16 protein-coding genes and 1 tRNA gene are annotated in these 18,707 nt (G+C 71.3%); 12 read left to right on the forward strand and 5 right to left on the reverse strand.

The window, feature by feature from the left end:
* Nucleotides 1–39 precede the first annotated feature (39 nt).
* Nucleotides 40–447 carry a hypothetical protein gene (locus tag ACZ4O3_RS28520; RefSeq protein ID WP_467724921.1) on the forward strand — a complete coding sequence of 136 codons (408 nt, stop codon included), beginning with the start codon at nucleotides 40–42 and terminating at the stop codon, nucleotides 445–447.
* A 36-nt stretch (nucleotides 448–483) separates the two neighbouring features.
* Entirely contained in the window at nucleotides 484–1,356 is an 873-nt protein-coding gene (locus ACZ4O3_RS28525) for a spermidine synthase (protein ID WP_467724923.1), read from the forward strand.
* 6 nt (nucleotides 1,357–1,362) lie between these two features.
* Here ACZ4O3_RS28525 and ACZ4O3_RS28530 read toward each other — a convergent pair whose 3' ends face one another.
* Nucleotides 1,363–1,881, reverse strand: coding sequence for a hypothetical protein (locus ACZ4O3_RS28530; protein ID WP_362728051.1), 519 nt, complete (start codon nucleotides 1,879–1,881; stop codon nucleotides 1,363–1,365).
* Nucleotides 1,882–1,979: 98 nt separating this feature from the next.
* Between ACZ4O3_RS28530 and ACZ4O3_RS28535 the strand changes: the two genes are divergently transcribed.
* From ACZ4O3_RS28535 to ACZ4O3_RS28545, 3 genes are all read left to right on the forward strand, one after another.
* The gene (locus ACZ4O3_RS28535; RefSeq protein WP_362728053.1) at nucleotides 1,980–2,690 is read left to right on the forward strand and encodes a response regulator transcription factor; all 711 of its coding nucleotides are present in this window, start codon (nucleotides 1,980–1,982) and stop codon (nucleotides 2,688–2,690) included.
* Nucleotides 2,687–4,138, forward strand: a complete 1,452-nt coding sequence (locus ACZ4O3_RS28540) for a sensor histidine kinase (protein ID WP_362728055.1) — start codon at nucleotides 2,687–2,689, stop codon at nucleotides 4,136–4,138. The genes ACZ4O3_RS28535 and ACZ4O3_RS28540 overlap by 4 nt, the downstream gene beginning before the upstream one ends.
* Nucleotides 4,139–4,247: 109 nt before the next feature.
* Nucleotides 4,248–5,720 carry a glycoside hydrolase family 18 protein gene (locus ACZ4O3_RS28545; protein ID WP_467724925.1) on the forward strand — a complete coding sequence of 491 codons (1,473 nt, stop codon included), beginning with the start codon at nucleotides 4,248–4,250 and terminating at the stop codon, nucleotides 5,718–5,720.
* Nucleotides 5,721–5,798: 78 nt separating this feature from the next.
* On the opposite strand, the gene ACZ4O3_RS28550 is transcribed toward ACZ4O3_RS28545, so the two are convergent.
* On the reverse strand, nucleotides 5,799–7,226 hold the full coding sequence (locus ACZ4O3_RS28550; RefSeq protein ID WP_384988650.1) for a GH1 family beta-glucosidase: 1,428 nt from the start codon (nucleotides 7,224–7,226) through the stop codon (nucleotides 5,799–5,801).
* A gap of 606 nt (nucleotides 7,227–7,832) precedes the next feature.
* Between ACZ4O3_RS28550 and ACZ4O3_RS28555 the strand changes: the two genes are divergently transcribed.
* The 7 genes from ACZ4O3_RS28555 to ACZ4O3_RS28585 all read left to right on the forward strand — a co-directional run bounded on the left by ACZ4O3_RS28555 (nucleotide 7,833) and on the right by ACZ4O3_RS28585 (nucleotide 15,890).
* Nucleotides 7,833–9,149 carry an ABC transporter substrate-binding protein gene (locus ACZ4O3_RS28555; protein WP_362730884.1) on the forward strand — a complete coding sequence of 439 codons (1,317 nt, stop codon included), beginning with the start codon at nucleotides 7,833–7,835 and terminating at the stop codon, nucleotides 9,147–9,149.
* 199 nt (nucleotides 9,150–9,348) lie between these two features.
* On the forward strand, nucleotides 9,349–10,338 hold the full coding sequence (locus ACZ4O3_RS28560) for a carbohydrate ABC transporter permease (RefSeq protein ID WP_467724928.1): 990 nt from the start codon (nucleotides 9,349–9,351) through the stop codon (nucleotides 10,336–10,338).
* 14 nt (nucleotides 10,339–10,352) lie between these two features.
* On the forward strand, nucleotides 10,353–11,273 hold the full coding sequence (locus ACZ4O3_RS28565; protein WP_362728895.1) for a carbohydrate ABC transporter permease: 921 nt from the start codon (nucleotides 10,353–10,355) through the stop codon (nucleotides 11,271–11,273).
* 161 nt (nucleotides 11,274–11,434) lie between these two features.
* A complete protein-coding gene (locus tag ACZ4O3_RS28570; protein ID WP_467724929.1) occupies nucleotides 11,435–12,892 on the forward strand; it encodes a GH1 family beta-glucosidase in 1,458 nt (485 codons plus the stop codon).
* A gap of 94 nt (nucleotides 12,893–12,986) precedes the next feature.
* A complete protein-coding gene (locus ACZ4O3_RS28575) occupies nucleotides 12,987–14,042 on the forward strand; it encodes a LacI family DNA-binding transcriptional regulator (RefSeq protein WP_467724931.1) in 1,056 nt (351 codons plus the stop codon).
* Nucleotides 14,043–14,184: 142 nt separating this feature from the next.
* On the forward strand, nucleotides 14,185–15,012 hold the full coding sequence (locus ACZ4O3_RS28580) for an LLM class F420-dependent oxidoreductase (RefSeq protein WP_467724932.1): 828 nt from the start codon (nucleotides 14,185–14,187) through the stop codon (nucleotides 15,010–15,012).
* 137 nt (nucleotides 15,013–15,149) lie between these two features.
* Nucleotides 15,150–15,890 (forward strand): DNA-3-methyladenine glycosylase, encoded by a 741-nt coding sequence (locus ACZ4O3_RS28585; RefSeq protein ID WP_467724934.1) that lies wholly within the window; start codon nucleotides 15,150–15,152, stop codon nucleotides 15,888–15,890.
* Nucleotides 15,891–16,007: 117 nt separating this feature from the next.
* Here ACZ4O3_RS28585 and ACZ4O3_RS28590 read toward each other — a convergent pair whose 3' ends face one another.
* From ACZ4O3_RS28590 to orn, 3 genes are all read right to left on the reverse strand, one after another.
* Nucleotides 16,008–17,489, reverse strand: coding sequence for an MFS transporter (locus tag ACZ4O3_RS28590; protein ID WP_467724936.1), 1,482 nt, complete (start codon nucleotides 17,487–17,489; stop codon nucleotides 16,008–16,010).
* A 212-nt stretch (nucleotides 17,490–17,701) separates the two neighbouring features.
* A tRNA-His gene (locus ACZ4O3_RS28595) sits at nucleotides 17,702–17,774 on the reverse strand.
* Between the two features lie 114 nt (nucleotides 17,775–17,888).
* Nucleotides 17,889–18,491, reverse strand: coding sequence for an oligoribonuclease (gene orn, locus ACZ4O3_RS28600; RefSeq protein WP_467724938.1), 603 nt, complete (start codon nucleotides 18,489–18,491; stop codon nucleotides 17,889–17,891).
* Nucleotides 18,492–18,707 lie beyond the last annotated feature (216 nt).

Here is an 18,707-nt window from a genome sequence, read left to right on the forward strand (position 1 = left end):
GGTCATGGACGGCAAGAGGGCTGCGCGGTGGAGGCCGGGATGGAGACCAGCCAGAGCAACGATCCTTGTGCGACGGCGTCGCCGGCTTCGGCGGCGGACGGCGCGGGGTGCGACCTCGTGACGGTGCCGGCCCGGCAGGGCCTGGAGGCGGTCGACATTTTGCGCCGCGGGGCCGGGGACGCGGTGGGGCCGGTGCTGCACGACGACGGGGGCGACACCCTCGGTTTCGTGGTGCCGGCCGGTACGGCGGCGGCCTGGGACGTACCCGGAAGCACCTGCACCGGGACCGACGGGCGTGGACTGCGGCTCAACCCCGAGCCGCCGGTCGCGGGCTCCGACTGGCTGCTGCCGCCCGGCGAGGCCGACCTGGCGACGGACCCGGCGGTACTGCGCCGGGCGCTCGGGGAGGCGGCCCGGCTGATCGAGGCGGCCGACGGCTGCTGCTGAATTTCCGGTACGGCCGCGGCCTGCGAAAATGGCGGAATGGGCAAGTCCAGGAACTCACGGCGCCGGTCGGCTGCCGCCACCGAGCCCGTTGTCGAGACCGTCGACGGCGGCCTCGCCGAGCTCATACCCGACCCCGAGCGGGGCCGGGCCTGGACCCTGCTCATCGACGGCGCCCCCCAGTCGCACGTCGACCTCGACGACCCGGCGTACCTCTCCTTCGAGTACCAGCGCCGCCTCGGCCATGTGATCGACCTGGTCGCACCGCCGGGCAGGCCGGTGCAGGTGCTGCACCTCGGGGGCGGGGCGTTCACGCTGGCGCGGTATGTGGCGGCGACCCGGCCCCGGTCCACGCAGCAGATCGTCGAGCGGGACGCGGCCCTCGTCCAACTGGTGCGGCGCGAACTGCCGTTGGATCCGAGCGCGCGGATAAGGGTGCGGTCCGCGGATGCCCGGGACGGGCTGGGCAAGGTGCCGGAGGGGTGGGCGGACCTGGTCATAGCGGATGTGTTCAGCGGGGCGCGGACACCGGCGCACCTGACGTCCACGGAGTTCCTGGACGAGGTGCGGAGGGCGCTGCGCCCCGGTGGAACGTACGCGGCGAACCTGGCGGACGGACCGCCGCTCGCGCACCTGAAGGGGCAGATCGCCACGGCGGGCGCGCGGTTCGCGGAGATCGCGGTGGTGGCGGACGCGGGGGTGTGGCGGGGGAAGCGGTTCGGCAACGCGGTGCTCGTGGCGGCCGACGTACCGCTGCCGGTCGGGGAGCTGACCCGGCGCTGTGCTTCCGACTCCCACCCCGGACGTCTCGAACACGGCCGGGCCCTGCGGGACTTCACGGGCGGAGCCGTCGCCCTGTGCGACGCCGTGGCCGTGGCCTCGCCCTCGCCGCCGCCCTCGGTGTTCCGGTGAAGCCCGTCAGTAGGTCTCGACCTGCACGTGCGGCGGCCCGTCGTGCCAGGTGCAGAACACCGAGACCCGGTCCGTGCTCCTGCTGAACTCGACGCGGATCCAGGTCTCCGTCTTCCAGACCTGCATCGACCAGCCCGTTCCCGGAGTCGCGGAGACGAGCGTCGCGCTCGTGTCGCCCAGGTCGAAGACCGCCCGGCCGCCGTCCGTGTCGTAGGCCCTGACCGCGCCGGATGTGGCGGCGGACGGGGTCGGGGTGGTCGTCGGAGTGCGGGCGGGCGTCGGGGTCGCGGTCGCCGGCGGCCGCGACGAGGCGGTCGGCGAGGGGCTCGGCGGACGGGACGTGGCCGATGCCAGCGGCTTGGAACCCTGCGTCGTCGGGCCGTCGTCCGCCGCCGTGATGGGCAGGGCGCGCGGCGGGTCGTAGGCCGTGCCCGCCATCACCGTGTGGACACCCCACCACGACAGCGTGACCGCTCCGCCCGTGGCGAGCAGCCAGGCCAGTACGTGTACGAGTCCTCTGCGCATCGCGGGCCATATTGCCCCAGGGGAACCGCCGTGCGCACCCGACCCGGGTTGTCCACAGGCTCCGACCGGCGCCTGCCGCATGGCGTACGGTGCGGCGCATGGCAAGTGTGCTCGTGGTCGAGGACGACCAGTTCGTACGCTCGGCGCTCATCCGGCATCTCACCGACGCCTCGCACACGGTGCGCAGCGTGGGTACGGCCCTGGAGGCGCTGCGCGAGGTCGCCCATTTCCGCTTCGACGTGGTCGTCCTGGACCTCGGACTGCCGGACCTGGACGGCTCCGAGGCCCTGAAGATGCTGCGCGGGATCACCGACGTGCCGGTGATCATCGCCACCGCCCGGGACGACGAGACGGAGATCGTCCGGCTGCTCAACGCGGGTGCGGACGACTACCTGACCAAGCCGTTCTCCGTCGAGCACCTGTCGGCGCGGATGTCCGCCGTGCTGCGCCGGGCGCGGTCGGGCGGGGGCGAGGTGGCGTCGTCCAGCGTGCTGCGGGTCGGCGGTCTGACCGTCGACCCGCTGCGCCGGCAGGCGGAGCTGGACGGGGCGCGGCTGGACCTGACCCGGCGCGAGTTCGATCTGCTGGCCTTTCTGGCCGGGCGGCCCGGGGTCGTCGTACCGCGCAAGGAGCTGCTGGCGGAGGTCTGGCAGCAGTCCTACGGGGACGACCAGACCATCGACGTGCACTTGTCGTGGCTGCGGAGGAAGCTGGGGGAGACGGCGGCCCGTCCGCGTTATCTGCACACACTCCGGGGGGTCGGTGTGAAGCTGGAGCCGCCGGGCGGGGAAGCGGGGCCGGTCGGATGAGATGGGCACTGGTCAAGGTCTGTCTGGCGGTCACCGCGATGGTCGTGGTGGCCTTCGCGGTCCCGCTCGGCCTGGTGGTCAAGGAGATGGCCCGGGACCGCGCCTTCTCCAACGCCGAGCGGGAGGCGGCCGCCGTCGCACCCGCCCTGTCCATCACCACCGACCGGGACAAGCTGGAGCGGGTGGTGGCCTCGGCCGGCGCGGACCGGGGCATGGCCGTGCACATACCCGTGTCCGCGGACGGCGCGGCCGTCGACATCGGCCGGCAGCGCGCCGCCGACCGGGACATAGCGGCCGTCCGGAAGCTGGGGCGTGCCTCCACGACCGGGGTGGCGGGCGGCTCGACCCTGCTGCAGCCCGTGGCGCTCGGCTCCGGCGCCATCGCGGTCGTCGAGGTGTACGTCCCCGAGTCCGAGGTGACCAACGGCGTCTCCACGGCCTGGGCGGTGCTGGCCGCCGTAGGCCTGGCACTGATCGTCGGCTCGGTCGCCGTGGCCGACCGGCTGGGGGTGCGGATGGTGCAGCCCGCGCAGCGGCTGGTCGAGGGCGCGCACGAACTGGGCGAGGGCAAGCTGGGGTCGCGGGTGCCCGAGGAGGGGCCGACCGAACTGCGGCTGGCGGCGGCCGCGTTCAACTCGATGGCCGATCAGGTCGTCCAACTGCTCGCCAACGAGCGGGAACTGGCCGCCGATCTGTCCCACCGGCTGCGGACTCCGCTCACCGTGCTGCGGCTCAACGCGGCCTCGCTCGGGGACGGGCCGGCCGCCGAGCAGACCCGGGCCGCCGTCGCCCAGCTGGAGCGCGAGGTCGACACCATCATCCGGACCGCCCGGGAGGCCAAGCCGCAGACGGCGGCCGCCGGTCCGGGCGCCGGATGCGACGCGGCCGAGGTGGTGCGCGAGCGGATGGGGTTCTGGTCGGCGCTCGCGGAGGACGAGGGACGCAAGTGGCGGGTGGCCGGTGTCGAGCGGCCGGTACGCATACCGGTGGCCCGCGCCGACCTGGCCGCCGCGCTCGACGCGCTGCTCGGCAACGTCTTCCGGCACACCGCCGAGGGCACCGCCTTCGCGGTCGACGTGCACAACGGGGACGACGCGGTGATCGTGCTGGTCTCCGACGCCGGGCAGGGCATCGGGGACCCCGAGTCGGCGATGGCTCGCGGACGCGGATCAGGAGCGGCCGGTTCGACCGGCCTCGGCCTGGACATCGTGCGCCGGCTCGCCGAGTCGACCGGCGGCGACGTACGGATCGGCTCGTCGGTGCTCGGCGGGACCGAGGTGCGGATATGGATCCAGCTGGACGGCGGGAAACCGGAGCGGAAGGGGCATCGGGGCTCGATGCGCCGGCGCCGTTCGCGCAGGCAGCAGGGGGAGGCGGGCAGGAGAGGAACCGGGGAACCACCGGAGAAAATGGTCTCGACCTTTAATCGGTCCCGATCCCTTCCTTAAGCGCACCCTAAGATCCGCAACGACCGTACCTATCAGGCCGTTTGTCCGATTCCCGGTCGCTAGCGTGCTGCCGCACCCCCCCAATCGGCAGGCGAAGGCAGGCACGCGCATGAGCACGCACCGGCGCAGCATCAGTGGCAGGAACAAGGCGACAGGCGGACTGGTCGCCGCGGCCGTGGTCGGTGGCGGGGCGTTCCTGTTCACCGGTATCGCGCAGGCGGCCGGGGTCGGCGCCGCCTACACCAGGACCAGCGACTGGTCGACCGGGTACACCGCGCAGTACGTCGTGACGAACAACAGCGGTGCCACGGAGAAGGACTGGACGCTGGAGTTCGACCTGCCGGCCGGCGCGAAGCTCAGCTCGCTGTGGAACGCCGAGTCCACGGTCAGCGGGCAGCACGTCACCGTGAAGCCGCCGAAGTGGGACACGGACGGCCTGGCGGCCGACGAGTCGGTCACCATCGGCTTCGTGGTCAACGGCAGCGGGAACCCGACCGGGTGCCGCATCGACCACGCGAGCTGTTCGGCGGACGGCACGGCGACCCCCGAGCCCAGCGGCCGCCCGACGCAGTCCGCCAAGCCGACCCCGACCCCGACCGCCACGGCCTCCGCCACCTCCACGGCGACGGCCACCGCGACGGCGACGGCCACCGCGTCCCCCACCCAGAGCAGCGGTACCGGCACCACCGCCTCCGCCGGCTTCGCCCCCTACGTCGACACCTCCCTCTACCCGGCGTTCGACCTCCTCGCGGCCGCCGACGCGACCGGTGTGAAGAACTACAACCTCGCCTTCGTCACCGACGGCGGCGGCTGCACGCCCAAGTGGGGCGGGGTGACCGACCTGGCCGACGACGGCGTGGCGGCCCAGATCGGCGCCCTGCGCGCCAAGGGCGGTGACGTCCGGGTCTCCTTCGGCGGCGCCTCCGGCTCCGAGCTGGCGACCACCTGCTCCTCGGCGGACGCGCTGGCGGCGGCGTACGGCAAGGCCGTCGACGCCTACAAGCTGACCAAGGTCGACTTCGACGTGGAAGGCGGCGCGCTGCCCAACACCACGGCGAACACCAACCGTGCGAAGGCCATCGCCAAGCTCCAGGCCGCCCATCCGGACCTGGACGTCTCCTTCACCCTGCCGGTCATGCCGGAGGGCCTCACCCAGGACGGCGTGAACCTGCTCTCCGACGCCAAGGCCAACGGTGTGAGGATCAGCACCGTCAACATCATGGCGATGGACTACGGCCCCTCGTACAACGGCGACATGGGCACCTACGCCACCCAGGCCGCGACCGCCACCCAGGCCCAGGTCAAGAGCGTGCTCGGACTCTCGGACCAGGCCGCCTGGAAGGCGGTGGCGGTCACCCCGATGATCGGCGTCAACGACGTCTCCACCGAGGTCTTCAAGGTGGACGACGCCACCCAGCTCGTCGGCTTCGCCAAGTCCAAGGGCCTCGGCGGCCTGTCGATGTGGTCCGCCACCCGCGACAAGCAGTGCGCCGGCGGCGCCAGGCCCACCGCCGACGCCACGTGCAGCTCGATCACCCAGGACAAGGACGCCTTCGCGAAGGCGTTCGCGGCCGTCGGCTGACCCCCACCGGCCGACGGACGGGCGCGGCACTCCCCTGTGTGTGCCGCGCCCAGCCGGGTGCCGCGCGCCGCCGCCGGGTCACGCCGAGGGCCGGGCCGGCGGGAGCGACCCGGTGCGGGCCGCCTCCCCGTACCAGCGCGCGCTCGACTTCGGGGTGCGGGCGAGGGTCGCGAAGTCGACGTACACCGCCCCGAACCGCTTGCCGTAGCCGTACGCCCACTCGAAGTTGTCCATCAGGGACCACAGGTAGTAGCCCCGGACGTGGGCGCCGTCGGCGATCGCGCGGCGGACCTCGGAGAGATGGCCGTGCAGGTAGGCGACGCGTTCGGGGTCGTGGACCACGCCGTCCAGGTCGGGCTTGTCGTCGTAGGCCGCGCCGTTCTCCGTGACGTACAGCGGCAGCCCCGGGGCCTCGGCCGCGTAGCGCATGATCAGCTCGTACAGGCCCGTCGGGTCGATCGTCCAGCCCATCTCGGTGCGTTCGCCCGGGGGCTGGTGGAAGGCCACGTCGTCGGCGCCCGGCCAGGGGGAGTGGTCGCCGCCGCCGTGCCCGTCCGAGCGCGGGCCGGCCGCCGTGCCGGACGCCGCCGACACCAGGGCGGGCGTGTAGTAGTTCAGCCCGAGGGCGTCCAGCGGCTGGTTGACGGCGGTGAGGTCGCCGTCCCGGACGTAGGACCAGTCGGTCACCGCGGCCGTCGCCGCGAACAGCGACTCGGGATACGCACCGTGCAGGATCGGGCCGTGGAAGACGCCGTTGGCGAGGTCGTCGATGGTCCGGACCGCCGCCAGGTCGGCGGGGTCCTGCGAGAGCGGCCGCACGACGGAGGAGTTCAGGCTGATCGCGACCTGGTTGCGGGCGGGCATCGCCGTACGCAGTGCCGAAGTGCCGAGGCCGTGCGCCAGGTTGAGGTGGTGCGCGGCGCGCAGGGTGGCCGCCGGGTCGGTACGGCCGGGGGCGTGCACGCCGGAGCCGTAGCCCAGGAAGGCGCTGCACCAGGGCTCGTTGAGGGTGATCCACTGTTCGACGCGGTCGCCGAGCGCCTCGCCGACGATCCGCGCGTACTCGGCGAACCGGTACGCCGTGTCCCGCTCCGGCCAGCCGCCCGCGTCCTCCAGCTCCTGCGGCAGGTCCCAGTGGTAGAGGGTGATCGCGGGCCTGATGCCCTTGGCCAGCAGCTCGTCGACCAGCCTGCGGTAGAAGTCCAGGCCGACCTGGACCGCAGGGCCGCGCCCGGTCGGCTGGACGCGCGACCAGGAGACGGAGAACCGGTAGGCGTTCAGCCCGAGGTCCGCCATCAGCGCCACGTCGTCGCGGTAGCGGTGGTAGTGGTCGACAGCGATGTCACCGGTCTCGCCGCCGGCCGTCTTGCCCGGCGTATGGCTGAAGGTGTCCCAGATCGAGGGGGTGCGGCCGTCCTCCCGCACCGCCCCCTCGATCTGGTAGGCGGAGGTCGCGGCGCCCCAGAGGAAGGCAGGAGGAAAGGTCACGGTCAGCGGTTCGGGCATGGAAGCGCTCCCATGGTCGGTGGGACCTCAATTATGCATGGGAGCGCTCCCACGGCAAAGGGCGAGACCGGCCGCGGTTCCACCTGCCTCTGGCCGGGGGTCCGGGAAGCTCATCGTTCACCTTCCGGCGTCCGTTCCGGGCGCCGCGCGTTCCGGGGCGGAAAACTCCGGCGTCGCCCGCTTCTAGGCTGCGACTCCTGGGGTGCCTGGGATCGTCGCGCCGTTGACCTGCATGATTCCGGGAGGAGACGGGCCGGTGTCCGGCCGGTGAAACTCCGCGGCGCGACACATTCCCGTGACGTACCGAACACGCTTGGGCAACAACGCCGTTTTCAAGTCTTGACAGGTGGCCCGACAGGAACCAGTCTTCCGGCATGCCGCATGGGAGCGGTCCCACGGGCAATCGGGGAACCTCTCCCGTGTGCACCGAACCACCCCATGGTCCTTCCCTCTGTCGTTGACGTACCCCGTTGACCAGCACCTTTTCACCGCACACCGAGTGCTGTGGGCCGGCCGCTGCTCGCACCGAGAGGGCAGGTCCGGACCGTCGGACCCCGGCGGTCTGATTCCTGAGATCCCGTTCCCACTGGAACAAGGAGTAGTGGAATGCGCATCACCCGTACCGGCGGTCGTGGCCGCAGAGCGGCGGTCCTGGCCACAACGGTCCTGACCTCATCGGCTCTGCTGCTGACCGGTTGCAGCAGCGACAGCGATTCGGACAGTTCGGACTCCAACGGGAACATCACTCTCAAGGTGGCCGACTTCGGTCAGTTCGGCTACAAGGAAGCCGACCTGTTCGCCAAGTACCACAAGCTGCACCCGAACATCACGGTGAAGGAAGAGACCACCGCCAACGAGCAGGACTACTACCCGAAGCTCCTTCAGCAGCTGAACACGAGCAGTGGCCTGGCCGACGTCACCGGCATCGAAGTGGGGCGCATCAAGGAGGTCGTCGACACCCAGGCGGCCAAGTTCACCGACCTCAGCAAGACGATCGACGTGAACGACTGGGTCTCCTGGAAGGAGAAGCAGGCCACCGCCGCGGACGGCACCGTCATCGGCGCCGGCACCGACATCGGCCCGATGTCCCTTTGCTACCGCAAGGACCTCTTCGAGAAGGCCGGCCTGGCCAGCGACCGCGACTCCGTCGCCAAGGCCGTCGCGGGCGGCTGGGAGGACTACCTCAAGCTCGGCGAGCAGTACAAGAAGAAGGCCCCGTCCGGGACTTACTTCATGGACTCCGCGAGCGCCATGTACAACGCGGTGGTCAGCTCCTCCACGCAGCAGTACTACGACGCCGACGGCAAGGCGATCTACAAGGACAGCCCCTCCGTGCAGCAGGGCTGGAACCTGGCCGCCGAGGCCGCGTCGAAGAAGCTGACCCAGGGCCTCGCGCAGTTCACCGACGCCTGGACGGCGGCGCTGCGCAAGGGCAGCGTGGCCACCGTGGCCTGCCCCGCCTGGATGGCCGGACAGATCTCCACCAACTCCGGTGACGCCTTCAAGGGCAAGTGGGACATAGCCAAGGCCCCCGGCTCGACCGCGGCCAACTGGGGCGGCTCCTTCCTGGCCGTCCCCAAGAGCGGCAAGCACACCAAGGAGGCCGCCGACCTCGTCAAGTGGCTGACCGCCCCGGAGCAGCAGGCCGAGGTCTTCAAGGCGATCGGTGTCTTCCCGTCCAACAAGGGCGCCTATGACCTCGCCAGCGTGAAGGACGCGAAGCTCCCGTACTTCAACGACGCCCCGATCGGCCAGATCTACGCCGAGGAGGCCAAGTCCATCCCCGAGGCGGTGCTCGGCCCGAAGGACGCGACGATCAAGGACACGATCTCCACGCAGATCAACAACATGGAGCAGCGGGGCACCAAGCCCGACGACGCCTGGAAGGCGGCGACCGAGGCGATCGACAAGGTGATCGGCTGACGACCCGCGGTGCGGGCGGCCCACCGGCCGCCCGCACCGCGCGTTGTGCCGTACGAGGTTCCGGTGCCGGGCGCGCGGGCAGAGCGCGCCGGACACCGGCGCGCCGCGTCCCCCAGGCCGGGTCCGGTGCGGTGGAAAACCCCGACGCCCCCGCCCCGCCCCCCGTACCCCGGCCGAAACCCCAGGAAGGAAATCCCCCGTGGCAACGACAACCCCCACACGGGGTGCCCCCACCCCGCCCGCCGGCCCCGGTGCCGCGGCGGACGGACGCGGCACCTGGCGCAGCCGGCTGTGGCGCTTCGACGACCTCGCGTCCCCGTACGCGTACATCGCACCGTTCTTCCTCGTCTTCGGCGCGTTTGGGCTCTACCCGCTCCTGTACACGGGTTGGATCGCCCTGCACCGGGTGGAGATGACGAGCCTCAGCACGTCGGAGTGGGTCGGCTTCGACAACTTCACCAAGATCCTCCAGGACTCGGAGTTCTGGACGGCCGTCACCAACACCTTCCTGATCGGCGTCATCTCGACCGTCCCGCAGCTGCTCGTGGCCCTGGGCCTCGCCCACCTGCTCAACTACAAGCTGCGCGCCAGCACGTTCTGGCGGACGGTCGTGCTCACCCCGTACGCCACGTCGGTGGCGACCGCGGCCCTGGTCTTCGCCCTGGTGTTCCGCGCCGACGGCGGCATCCTCAACTGGGTGCTGCACTTCGTCGGCATCGGCAACACGGACTGGGGCAACGGGGAATGGACCTCGAAGATCGCCATCTCCGTCATCGTGATCTGGCGCTGGACCGGCTACAACGCGCTGATCTACCTGGCGGCCATGCAGGCCGTGCCCACCGACCTGTACGAGGCGGCCTCCATCGACGGGGCGTCCCGCTGGCAGCAGTTCCGCAAGGTGACCGTCCCCTCGCTGCGGCCGACGATCCTGTTCACCATCGTCATCTCGACGATCGGTTCCATGCAGCTGTTCGGTGAGCCGCTGCTGCTCCAGGGCGGCACGCTCGGCTCCACCGGCGGCAACGAGCACCAGTACGAAACCCTCAGCATCTACCTCTACAACTACGGCTGGAAGCTGGGGCATCTCGGTCCGGCCGCGGCGGTGGCCTGGGCCATGCTCGCCCTGCTGCTGCTCATCGCCCTGATCAACTGGATCGTCGGCCGGTTCGTGCGCAAGAGCGCGGCCTGACGGGAGCGAAATCGATGACCACGACCAGCCCCACCAAGACCGCGCCGGGCCTCGACCCGGTGCCGCCGGTCACCGCCCCGGGCAGGAACCGCATACGACTCAAGCTCGGCGCCGGGCAGCAGCTCAAGGGCGGCCCCCTCACCTATCTCGTCCTGGTCGTCGTCGGCCTGGGCTCGATCTTCCCGCTGTACTGGACGCTGGTGGCCGCCTCCCACGACCAGCAGCGGGTCCTCGACAGCCCCCCGCCGCTGCTGCCCGGCGGCAGGCTGTGGAGCAACCTCCAGACCGCCTGGGAACAGGCCAACCTGGGCAAGGCGATCGTCAACAGCGTGATCGTGTCGGGCTGCATCACCGCGGCGACCCTGTTCTTCTGCACCCTGGCCGGCTACGCCTTCGCCAAGATGCGGTTCCGCGGCCGGGGCGCCCTGATGACCGCGGTCATCGCCACCCTGACGATCCCGCCGCAGCTCAGCGTGGTCCCGCTGTTCATGATGATGGCGGACATCGGCTGGGGCGGAAAACTGGAGTCGGTGATCTTCCCGACCCTGGTCGGCGCCTTCGGTGTCTTCTTCATGCGCCAGTACCTGCTGGAGGCGCTGCCCTACGAACTCATCGAGGCGGCCAAGGTGGACGGCGCGACCAACATCCGCATCGTGTGGAACGTGGTGCTGCCCGCGGCCCGGCCCGCGATGATGGTGCTGGGCATGCTCACCTTCGTACAGGCCTGGAACGACTTCTTCTGGCCCTTCCTCGCCCTGAACCAGGAGAACCCCACCCTCCAGGTCGCGCTCGGGCAGCTCAGCGCCTCCTACACGCCCGACCAGAGCATCGTCATGGCCGGGGCGCTGATCAGCACCCTGCCGCTGCTGCTGGTCTTCGTGATCTTCGGCAAGCAGATCGTCGGAGGCATCATGGCGGGCGCCGTCAAGGGCTGACGCCGCACCGCCGAACCGCCCGCCGTCCCGTACGGCCCGCCGCGCGCGGGCCGTACCCCGGGGCCGGGCGCGCCTTTCCGTGCGCCCCGCCCCGGTGCCTCTCCCCGCAGCAGGACCCCGTCCGACCCCCCTTCCCCCGCCACTCCGGGAGCGTTCTCACCATGACCGCCGTACGAACCGAGGCCACTGCCCAGTCGGCCTCCCACACCTCCTTCCCGCCCGGCTTCGTCTGGGGGGCCGCGACCGCCGCGTACCAGGTGGAGGGTGCCGCCGCCGAGGACGGCCGCACGCCGTCCATCTGGGACACCTTCAGCCACACCCCCGGCAAGGTCCGCAACGGCGACACCGGTGACATCGCCGCCGACCACTACCACCGGTACCAGGGCGACGTGGCGCTGATGAAGGATCTCGGTCTGAGGGCCTACCGGTTCTCGGTCTCCTGGTCCCGGGTCCAGCCCACCGGCCGCGGGCCCGCCGTCGAGCGCGGCCTGGACTTCTACCGGCGGCTCACCGACGAGCTCCTGGCGGCGGGCATCACCCCTGTCGCCACGCTCTACCACTGGGACCTGCCGCAGGAACTGGAGGACGCGGGCGGCTGGCCGCAGCGGGACACCGCGCACCGCTTCGCCGACTACGCCGAGATCATGGCCCGCGCCCTGGGGGACCGCGTCGGCGTGTGGACCACGCTCAACGAGCCCTGGTGCAGCGCCTTCCTGGGCTACGGCTCGGGCGTGCACGCCCCGGGGCGTACCGACCCGGCGGCCACCCTGCGCGCCGCGCACCACCTGAACCTGGCCCACGGGAAGGCGGTCGGCGCGCTGCGGGAGAACCTGCCCTCGACCGCGCAGACCTCCATCACCCTCAACCTGCACCAGGTGCGCCCGCTCTCCGACAGCGCCGCGGACGCCGAGGCCGCCCGCCGGATCGACGCGGTCGGCAACCGGATCTTCACCGGCCCGATCCTGGACGGGGCCTACCCCGAGGACCTGCTCGCCGACACCGCGCACCTCGTCGACTGGGCGGAGCTGGTGCACGACGGCGACCTCGCCGAGATCTCCCGTCCGATCGACCTGCTCGGCGTCAACTACTACTCCCCGACCGTGGTCTCCGCGGCCGTCGAGGGCGGTGCCGGCACCCGCAACGACGGCCACGGCGCGAGCGACCACTCCCCGTGGACGGGCTCCGACGACGTCACCTTCCACCTGGCCAACGACCAGCTCACGGCGATGAACTGGGCGATCGACGCGAGCGGGCTGCACACCCTGCTGACCTCCCTCGCGGCCTCGCACCCGGAGCTGCCCCTGATGGTCACCGAGAACGGCGCCGCCTTCGACGACTACGTCTCGCCCGAGGGCCGGGTGAACGACCCGCAGCGGATCGCCTACCTGCACGCACACTTGGACGCCGTCCGGCAGGCCGTCGCCGACGGAGCGGATGTCCGCGGCTACTTCCTGTGGTCCCTGCTGGACAACTTCGAGTGGTCCTACGGGTACTCGAAGCGCTTCGGCGCCGTCTACGTCGACTACGGCACCCAGCGCCGCATCCCCAAGGCCAGCGCACACTGGTACGCGGAGGTGATCCGCCAGAACGCGCTTCCGGCCGCCGGCGAGCAAAGCTGACCCGGCCCGGCCCCTGGAGACGACGGGGCCGGGAACGGCCCGATCACGGCTGTTACATTCCTGGCCTGAATGCTGCGAACGGAAGGCGGCGACCATGACGGTGAGGGGCGAGCGGGGCCGGGGTGTCCGGCGGCCGACCCTGGAGGAGGTCGCCGTCCGCGCCGGCGTGGGCCGCGGTACGGTGTCGCGGGTGATCAACGGCTCGCCGCGGGTCAGCGACGCCACCCGGGCCGCCGTCGAGGCGGCCGTCGCGGAGCTCGGTTACGTCCCGAACACCGCCGCCCGCGCCCTCGCGGCCAACCGCACCGACGCGATCGCGCTCGTCGTCCCCGAGCCGGAGACCCGGTTCTTCGCGGAGCCGTACTTCTCCGACATGCTCAGCGGTGTCGGCGCCGAACTCTCCGACACCGAGATGCAGTTGCTGCTGATCTTCGCGGGCGGCGACCGGGAGCGGCAACGGCTCGCCCAGTACCTGGCCGCCCACCGTGTGGACGGCGTCCTGCTCGTCTCCGTCCATGCCGACGACCCGCTGCCCGACCTGCTCTCCGAGCTGGAGATCCCGGCCGTGATCAGCGGCCCGCGCTCCGCCGCCGAGACGCTGACGTCCGTCGACTCCGACAACTACGGCGGCGGCCGGTCGGCCGTCGAGCACCTGCTGACCGGTGGCCGACGGACGATCGCGCACATCACCGGCCGCCTCGACGTGTACGGCGCCCAGCGCCGCGTCGACGGCTACCGCGACGCCCTGCGGGACGCGGGCCGGGAGGCGGACGAACTTCTCATCGTCCCCGGTGACTTCACCGAGCGGGGTGGCCGCCGGGCGATGTCCCTGCTGCTGGAGCGGCGCCCCGACCTGGACGCCGTCTTCGCCGGTTCGGACGTGATGGCGGCCGGCGCCCGCCAGGTGCTGCGCGAGCGGGGCCGCCGTATCCCCGACGACGTGGCGCTGGTCGGGTACGACGACTCGGCCATCGCCCGCCACATGGACCCGCCGCTCACCAGTGTCCGCCAGCCCATCGTGGAGATGGGCCGCGCGATGATCGACCTCCTTCTCGCGGAGATCGCCGACCGCCGCCCGGCGGCCGTCCGCGGCCTCGAACGCCGGCACGCGGTACTCCCCACCGAACTGGTGATCCGCGCCTCGTCCTAGCCGGGGCCGCCGTGCGACGGGGCGCCGGGGCGCCGGGGGCCGGGGCGGGGGGCGGAACTGGTCCGAATTCCGTCAGCCGCCTCGTAGGAGCGAGCTGACCTGCGAAAAAACGGGCCGCGGCGTCTGGTGGTTCACTGGGAACATGAAGGTTGGCGTCTCGACGTTCGTGACGGACGAGGGCACCGGAATCGCCGCACTCGGCAGGGCACTGGAGGAACGCGGTTTCGATTCGCTCTTCCTGCACGAGCACAGCCACGTTCCCGTGCACCGGGCGACGAAGTTCCCCGGGGGCGGAGATCTGCCCAGGGTGTACTTCCGCACGCTCGACCCGTTCGTCGCGCTGACGGCGGCCGCGATGGTGACCGAGAACCTGCTGCTGGGAACCGGTGTGGCGTTGCTGGCGCAGCGCGATGTGATCCACACCGCCAAGCAGGTCGCCAGCCTTGACCTGGTGTCCGGCGGCCGGGTGATCTTCGGCGTCGGCGCGGGCTGGAGCCATGAGGAGATGCGCAATCACGGCACGGATCCGCGTATCCGTGGAAAGCTCCTGAACGAGCGGCTGGCCGCGGTCAAGGAGATCTGGGTCAAGGACCAGGCGGAGTTCCATGGCGACCACGTCGACTTCGACCCGATCTTCTGCTGGCCCAAGCCGGTGCAACGCCCTCATCCGCCCGTGTACGTCGGCGGTGACGGCCAGGCGGCGCTCGCCAGGGCGGCGGCGTACGGTGACGGCTGGATGCCGCACTCGATGGGCGACCCGGCCCGGGTCCGGCCCCAGTTGGACCGGCTGGCCGAAGCCGCCGGACCCATGCCGGTGATCGTCTCGTCCGTGGCACCCGCGTTCGAACTCCTCGACGCCTACGCCGAGGCGGGGGCCGGCCACGTGACCCTTTCGCTGCCGACCCGGCCCGAGGCCGACACACTGTACATCCTGGATGCGTTCGCCGAACTCGCCGGTGGTTACAGGTAGTCGCGCGATCGACGTCCGCTCCGATGTCCTGCTCCGAGCGTCGTATGTCCGTCCGTCCGGGTATGACGAGGCGGCGGGTGACCGCTGAGGCGGGGAGGTGCCGAGGTCCGGCGCCGGTTCATCGGACGGAGACGGCAATGGCAGACGGCTGGGCCGCGGGAAGCACGGACGGCATCGGGTACACGCAACTGGAGGCGTTCGACGAGCCGGTGGGTACGTCAGCGACGCTGTCCGCGTCGCCGTCCCCGTTGCCCGGGGAGTTCTTCGACCGGCCGGCGGTGAAGGTGGCCCCCGAACTGCTCGGGGCCTTGGTCGTGTCGCGTTCGGAGCGCGGCGTGACGGTGGTACGCATCACCGAGGTGGAGGCCTACGAGGGGCCCGACGATCCCGCTTCCCATGCGTTCCGGGGGCCGAGCGCGACCAACCGTGCGGAGTTCGGGGAACCGGGGACCTTCTACGTCTACCGGACACACGCGGTCCACCGGTGCCTGAACGCGGTGTGCGGACCGGGGCGGCGGCCCGCTTCGGTACTGCTGCGGGCCGGCGCGGTCGAGGAAGGGGTGGCGCTGGCGCGAGAGCGCCGGCGTCCCGGTGTACCGGTGAGGGATCTGGCGCGGGGCCCCGCGAACCTCGCCCAGGCCCTGGGCATCGTCGATCTGCGCCATGACGGGCAGCCGGCGTCCGACGCCGCGGCCGGACTGTTCCTCGCCGGGCCGGCCGGAAGCCTGCGCCCGGAAGGCGTCGGCCGGGGACCGCGTACAGGCATCGGCGGCCCGGCCGCCGGCTGTCCGTGGCGCTTCTGGATCCCGGGTGAGCCGAGCGTCAGCCCCTACCGGGCGCACCCCGGCGCCCGCCGCCGGCTCGGCGCGGACGGCTGATCCGGCACGCCGTCCGTGTCCCGCGACGCGCCGCCGCCCGCGCATCCGGTACACGGGCGGCACGGCGGCCCGGCTCCGTGCGGTCTCGCCCGGAGGGTCCGGACGGCTGAGGCGCGTTCAGGCCGTGGTCCGCTCCCCGGCGGGGTGTTCCACGGGCCGTGCCGACGGCTGTGGGGAGACCGGACGGATCCCGAAGAAACCGAGCAGTGCGCCGAAGGCCGTGACGCCCGCGGCGATGGCGAAGCCGAAGGCGAAGCCGTGCGCGGTGGCGGTCGTCGCGTCGACGCCCGCACGGCGCAGGGCGGAGGCGCGATCTCCGCCGAACGAGACGAGGGCGGCCAGGCCGATGGCACTTCCGATCTGCATGGACGCGTTGTTCATACTGGTGGCGATGCCCACGTCCTCACCCGTGGCGCCGTCGACACCGGCGACGGTGGAGCCGACCAGGACCAGTCCGCCGCCGAGCGGGACGAGGATCAGTCCCGGAAGAACGTCGGCCGCGTAGGTGCCGTGCGGGGACAGGTGCGCCAGCAGGAGGTAACCGACGGTGGAGACCGCCAGCCCTCCTCCGTTCAGGAGCCGCAGACCGAACCGCGGCAGGAGCCACGGTGCCACCACGGTCGCGCTGAACAGGATGACCAGTCCGAACGGAACGAATGCGAAGCCCGTCGCGAGAACGGAGAAGTGCAGTGTCTGCTGCACGTACAGGCTCAGCGTGAAGAAGAGGGTGGCGAAACCCACGTAGTAGCAGATGCGGACCACATTGGCGGTGCTGCGGTTGCGTGACCGCAGGAATTCGAGCGGGACCAACGGCCGCTCCACACGGGCCTCCACCGCGATGAAGGCCGCGACAAGGGCAACGCCGATACCCAACCAGCCCGAGACCGGGAACGAGAGCCACGCGTGGTTCTCCTTCTCCAGCAGGCCCAGTACGACCAGCAGGAGCCCCAGCGTGATCAGCACGCCTCCGAGCACGTCGGGCCGGCCGCGCCGGGCCGCCCGGCTCTCGGAGACGAGCCTCGGGGTGGCGAGGAAGGCGAACGCCGCGATCGGCAGGTTGATGAAGAAGATCCAGCGCCAGGACACCAGGTCGGTGACGACTCCGGACAGCACGACGCCCAGGGCGGCGCCCACCCCGGCCAGTCCGCTCCATATCGCCATCGCACGCGCCCTCTCCTGCGGCCGGGTGAACAGTAGCGTCACCATGGAGAGGGCCGCCGGACTGACCAGGGCCGCACCGATGCCCTGCACGAACCGGCTGGCGACGAGCGCGCCCGGTTGGGGAGCCAGTCCGGCGCCCGCGGAGGACAGCGCGAAGATCGCGAGGCCGACCAGGAACATCCGCCTGCGGCCCAGCAGATCACCCATGCGCCCGCCGAGCATCAGCAGTCCGCCGTAGGTGATGGTGTAACCGTTGACCACCCAGGCCAGACCGTCGGTCGAGAAGTGCAGATCCCGCTGGACGGGGGGGAGGGCGACATTCACCACGGTTACGTCCAGCAGCAGCATCACCTGCACGAGGCAGATGACCCCGAGCGCCCGCCATCTGCGGGAATCCGGCTCGGCGAGCTGCTCACGGGGCTGGTGTGACAAACCCATCGTTGTTTTCCTCGGATTCCCGGCCCGGGAGTGCGGGCCGATCAGGCGGTCGGTGATTTCCACCTGTTCAACCTCGACGGATTCCCGGCCATGGCCGCACTTGTAGACAGCGATGGCTTACATCAGGACCCCCGGCCCGGCGAACCCCATGCCCGGGAAACGCGGTCAGCCGGTGACCTGTCTCTCGACGAGGCCACCGGCTGACGGTGAAGGGTGAGTGACGGGACTCGAACCCGCGACATCCTGGACCACAACCAGGTGCTCTACCAGCTGAGCTACACCCACCATGACCGGCGGTCATTCTGTGGTTTCTCCGACCGGCCGAGAAAAAGTGTACAGGGTCCGAAGGGGTGCTCGCGCACGGCTTTACGGGCGTGCCCTCCGGGCCCTCCCGAACGCCTATTCCGCAGGCAGCACGTGCTTGGCCGCGATCGTCCGCGCGGTGTCCGAGTCCGGGCCGGGCTGCGGTACGAAGATCGCCTCGCGGTAGTAGCGCAGTTCGGCGATCGACTCGCGGATGTCGGCGAGGGCGCGGTGGTTGCCGTTCTTCTCCGGGCTGTTGAAGTACGCCCGCGGGTACCAGCGCCGGGCCAGCTCCTTGACGCTGGACACGTCGACGATCCGGTAGTGGAGGTACCGCTCCAGGTCCGCCATGTCCCGGGACAGGAACCCGCGGTCGGTGCCGACGGAGTTGCCGCACAGCGGGGCCTTGCCGGGCTCCTTCACGTGCTCCCGGACGTAGGCCAGGACCTGCTCCTCGGCTTCGGCCAGCGTCGTGCCGCCGGCCAGCTCGTCGAGCAGGCCGGACGAGGTGTGCATCTGGCGCACCACCTCCGGCATCGTCTCCAGTGCCTTGGCCGGCGGACGGATGACGATGTCCACGCCCTCGCCGAGCACGTTCAGCTCGGAGTCGGTGACCAGTGCGGCCACCTCGATGAGCGCGTCGTCGGACAGCGAGAGGCCGGTCATCTCGCAGTCGATCCACACCATGCGATCGTTCATGCGACCACCCTAAAGCTGACGTCCCCTTTTGTGGCCCCCGCGGTAGGTGCCGCTGCCGTCAGGGGGCAGTGGGCGGGTGAAAGCGGGCCCCCGCCGACCCGGGGTGGCCGGGGCGGCGGGGGGGGGGTGCCTCTATGTCTTTCGTCAAGCGAGGCGTGGGGTTCGGGGTTCGTAGAAGGCGCCGTCGCGGAGCATCGCGAAGAGCACGCTGATGCG

The sequence above is a fragment of the Streptomyces sp. NPDC026515 genome, assembly GCF_055567595.1.

What these genes read in the sequence shown, in the direction of transcription:
- ACZ4O3_RS28570 (WP_467724929.1), top strand. Translation starts at nt 11,435, where the DNA reads ATGACCGCCGTACGAACCGAGGCCACTGCCCAGTCGGCCTCCCACACC.
- ACZ4O3_RS28590 (WP_467724936.1), bottom strand. Translation starts at nt 17,489, where the DNA reads ATGGGTTTGTCACACCAGCCCCGTGAGCAGCTCGCCGAGCCGGATTCC.
- ACZ4O3_RS28520 (WP_467724921.1), top strand. Translation starts at nt 40, where the DNA reads ATGGAGACCAGCCAGAGCAACGATCCTTGTGCGACGGCGTCGCCGGCT.
- ACZ4O3_RS28565 (WP_362728895.1), top strand. Translation starts at nt 10,353, where the DNA reads ATGACCACGACCAGCCCCACCAAGACCGCGCCGGGCCTCGACCCGGTG.
- orn (WP_467724938.1), bottom strand. Translation starts at nt 18,491, where the DNA reads ATGAACGATCGCATGGTGTGGATCGACTGCGAGATGACCGGCCTCTCG.
- ACZ4O3_RS28540 (WP_362728055.1), top strand. Translation starts at nt 2,687, where the DNA reads ATGAGATGGGCACTGGTCAAGGTCTGTCTGGCGGTCACCGCGATGGTC.
- ACZ4O3_RS28525 (WP_467724923.1), top strand. Translation starts at nt 484, where the DNA reads ATGGGCAAGTCCAGGAACTCACGGCGCCGGTCGGCTGCCGCCACCGAG.
- ACZ4O3_RS28585 (WP_467724934.1), top strand. Translation starts at nt 15,150, where the DNA reads ATGGCAGACGGCTGGGCCGCGGGAAGCACGGACGGCATCGGGTACACG.
- ACZ4O3_RS28550 (WP_384988650.1), bottom strand. Translation starts at nt 7,226, where the DNA reads ATGCCCGAACCGCTGACCGTGACCTTTCCTCCTGCCTTCCTCTGGGGC.
- ACZ4O3_RS28535 (WP_362728053.1), top strand. Translation starts at nt 1,980, where the DNA reads ATGGCAAGTGTGCTCGTGGTCGAGGACGACCAGTTCGTACGCTCGGCG.
- ACZ4O3_RS28530 (WP_362728051.1), bottom strand. Translation starts at nt 1,881, where the DNA reads ATGCGCAGAGGACTCGTACACGTACTGGCCTGGCTGCTCGCCACGGGC.
- ACZ4O3_RS28575 (WP_467724931.1), top strand. Translation starts at nt 12,987, where the DNA reads ATGACGGTGAGGGGCGAGCGGGGCCGGGGTGTCCGGCGGCCGACCCTG.
- ACZ4O3_RS28580 (WP_467724932.1), top strand. Translation starts at nt 14,185, where the DNA reads ATGAAGGTTGGCGTCTCGACGTTCGTGACGGACGAGGGCACCGGAATC.
- ACZ4O3_RS28555 (WP_362730884.1), top strand. Translation starts at nt 7,833, where the DNA reads ATGCGCATCACCCGTACCGGCGGTCGTGGCCGCAGAGCGGCGGTCCTG.
- ACZ4O3_RS28545 (WP_467724925.1), top strand. Translation starts at nt 4,248, where the DNA reads ATGAGCACGCACCGGCGCAGCATCAGTGGCAGGAACAAGGCGACAGGC.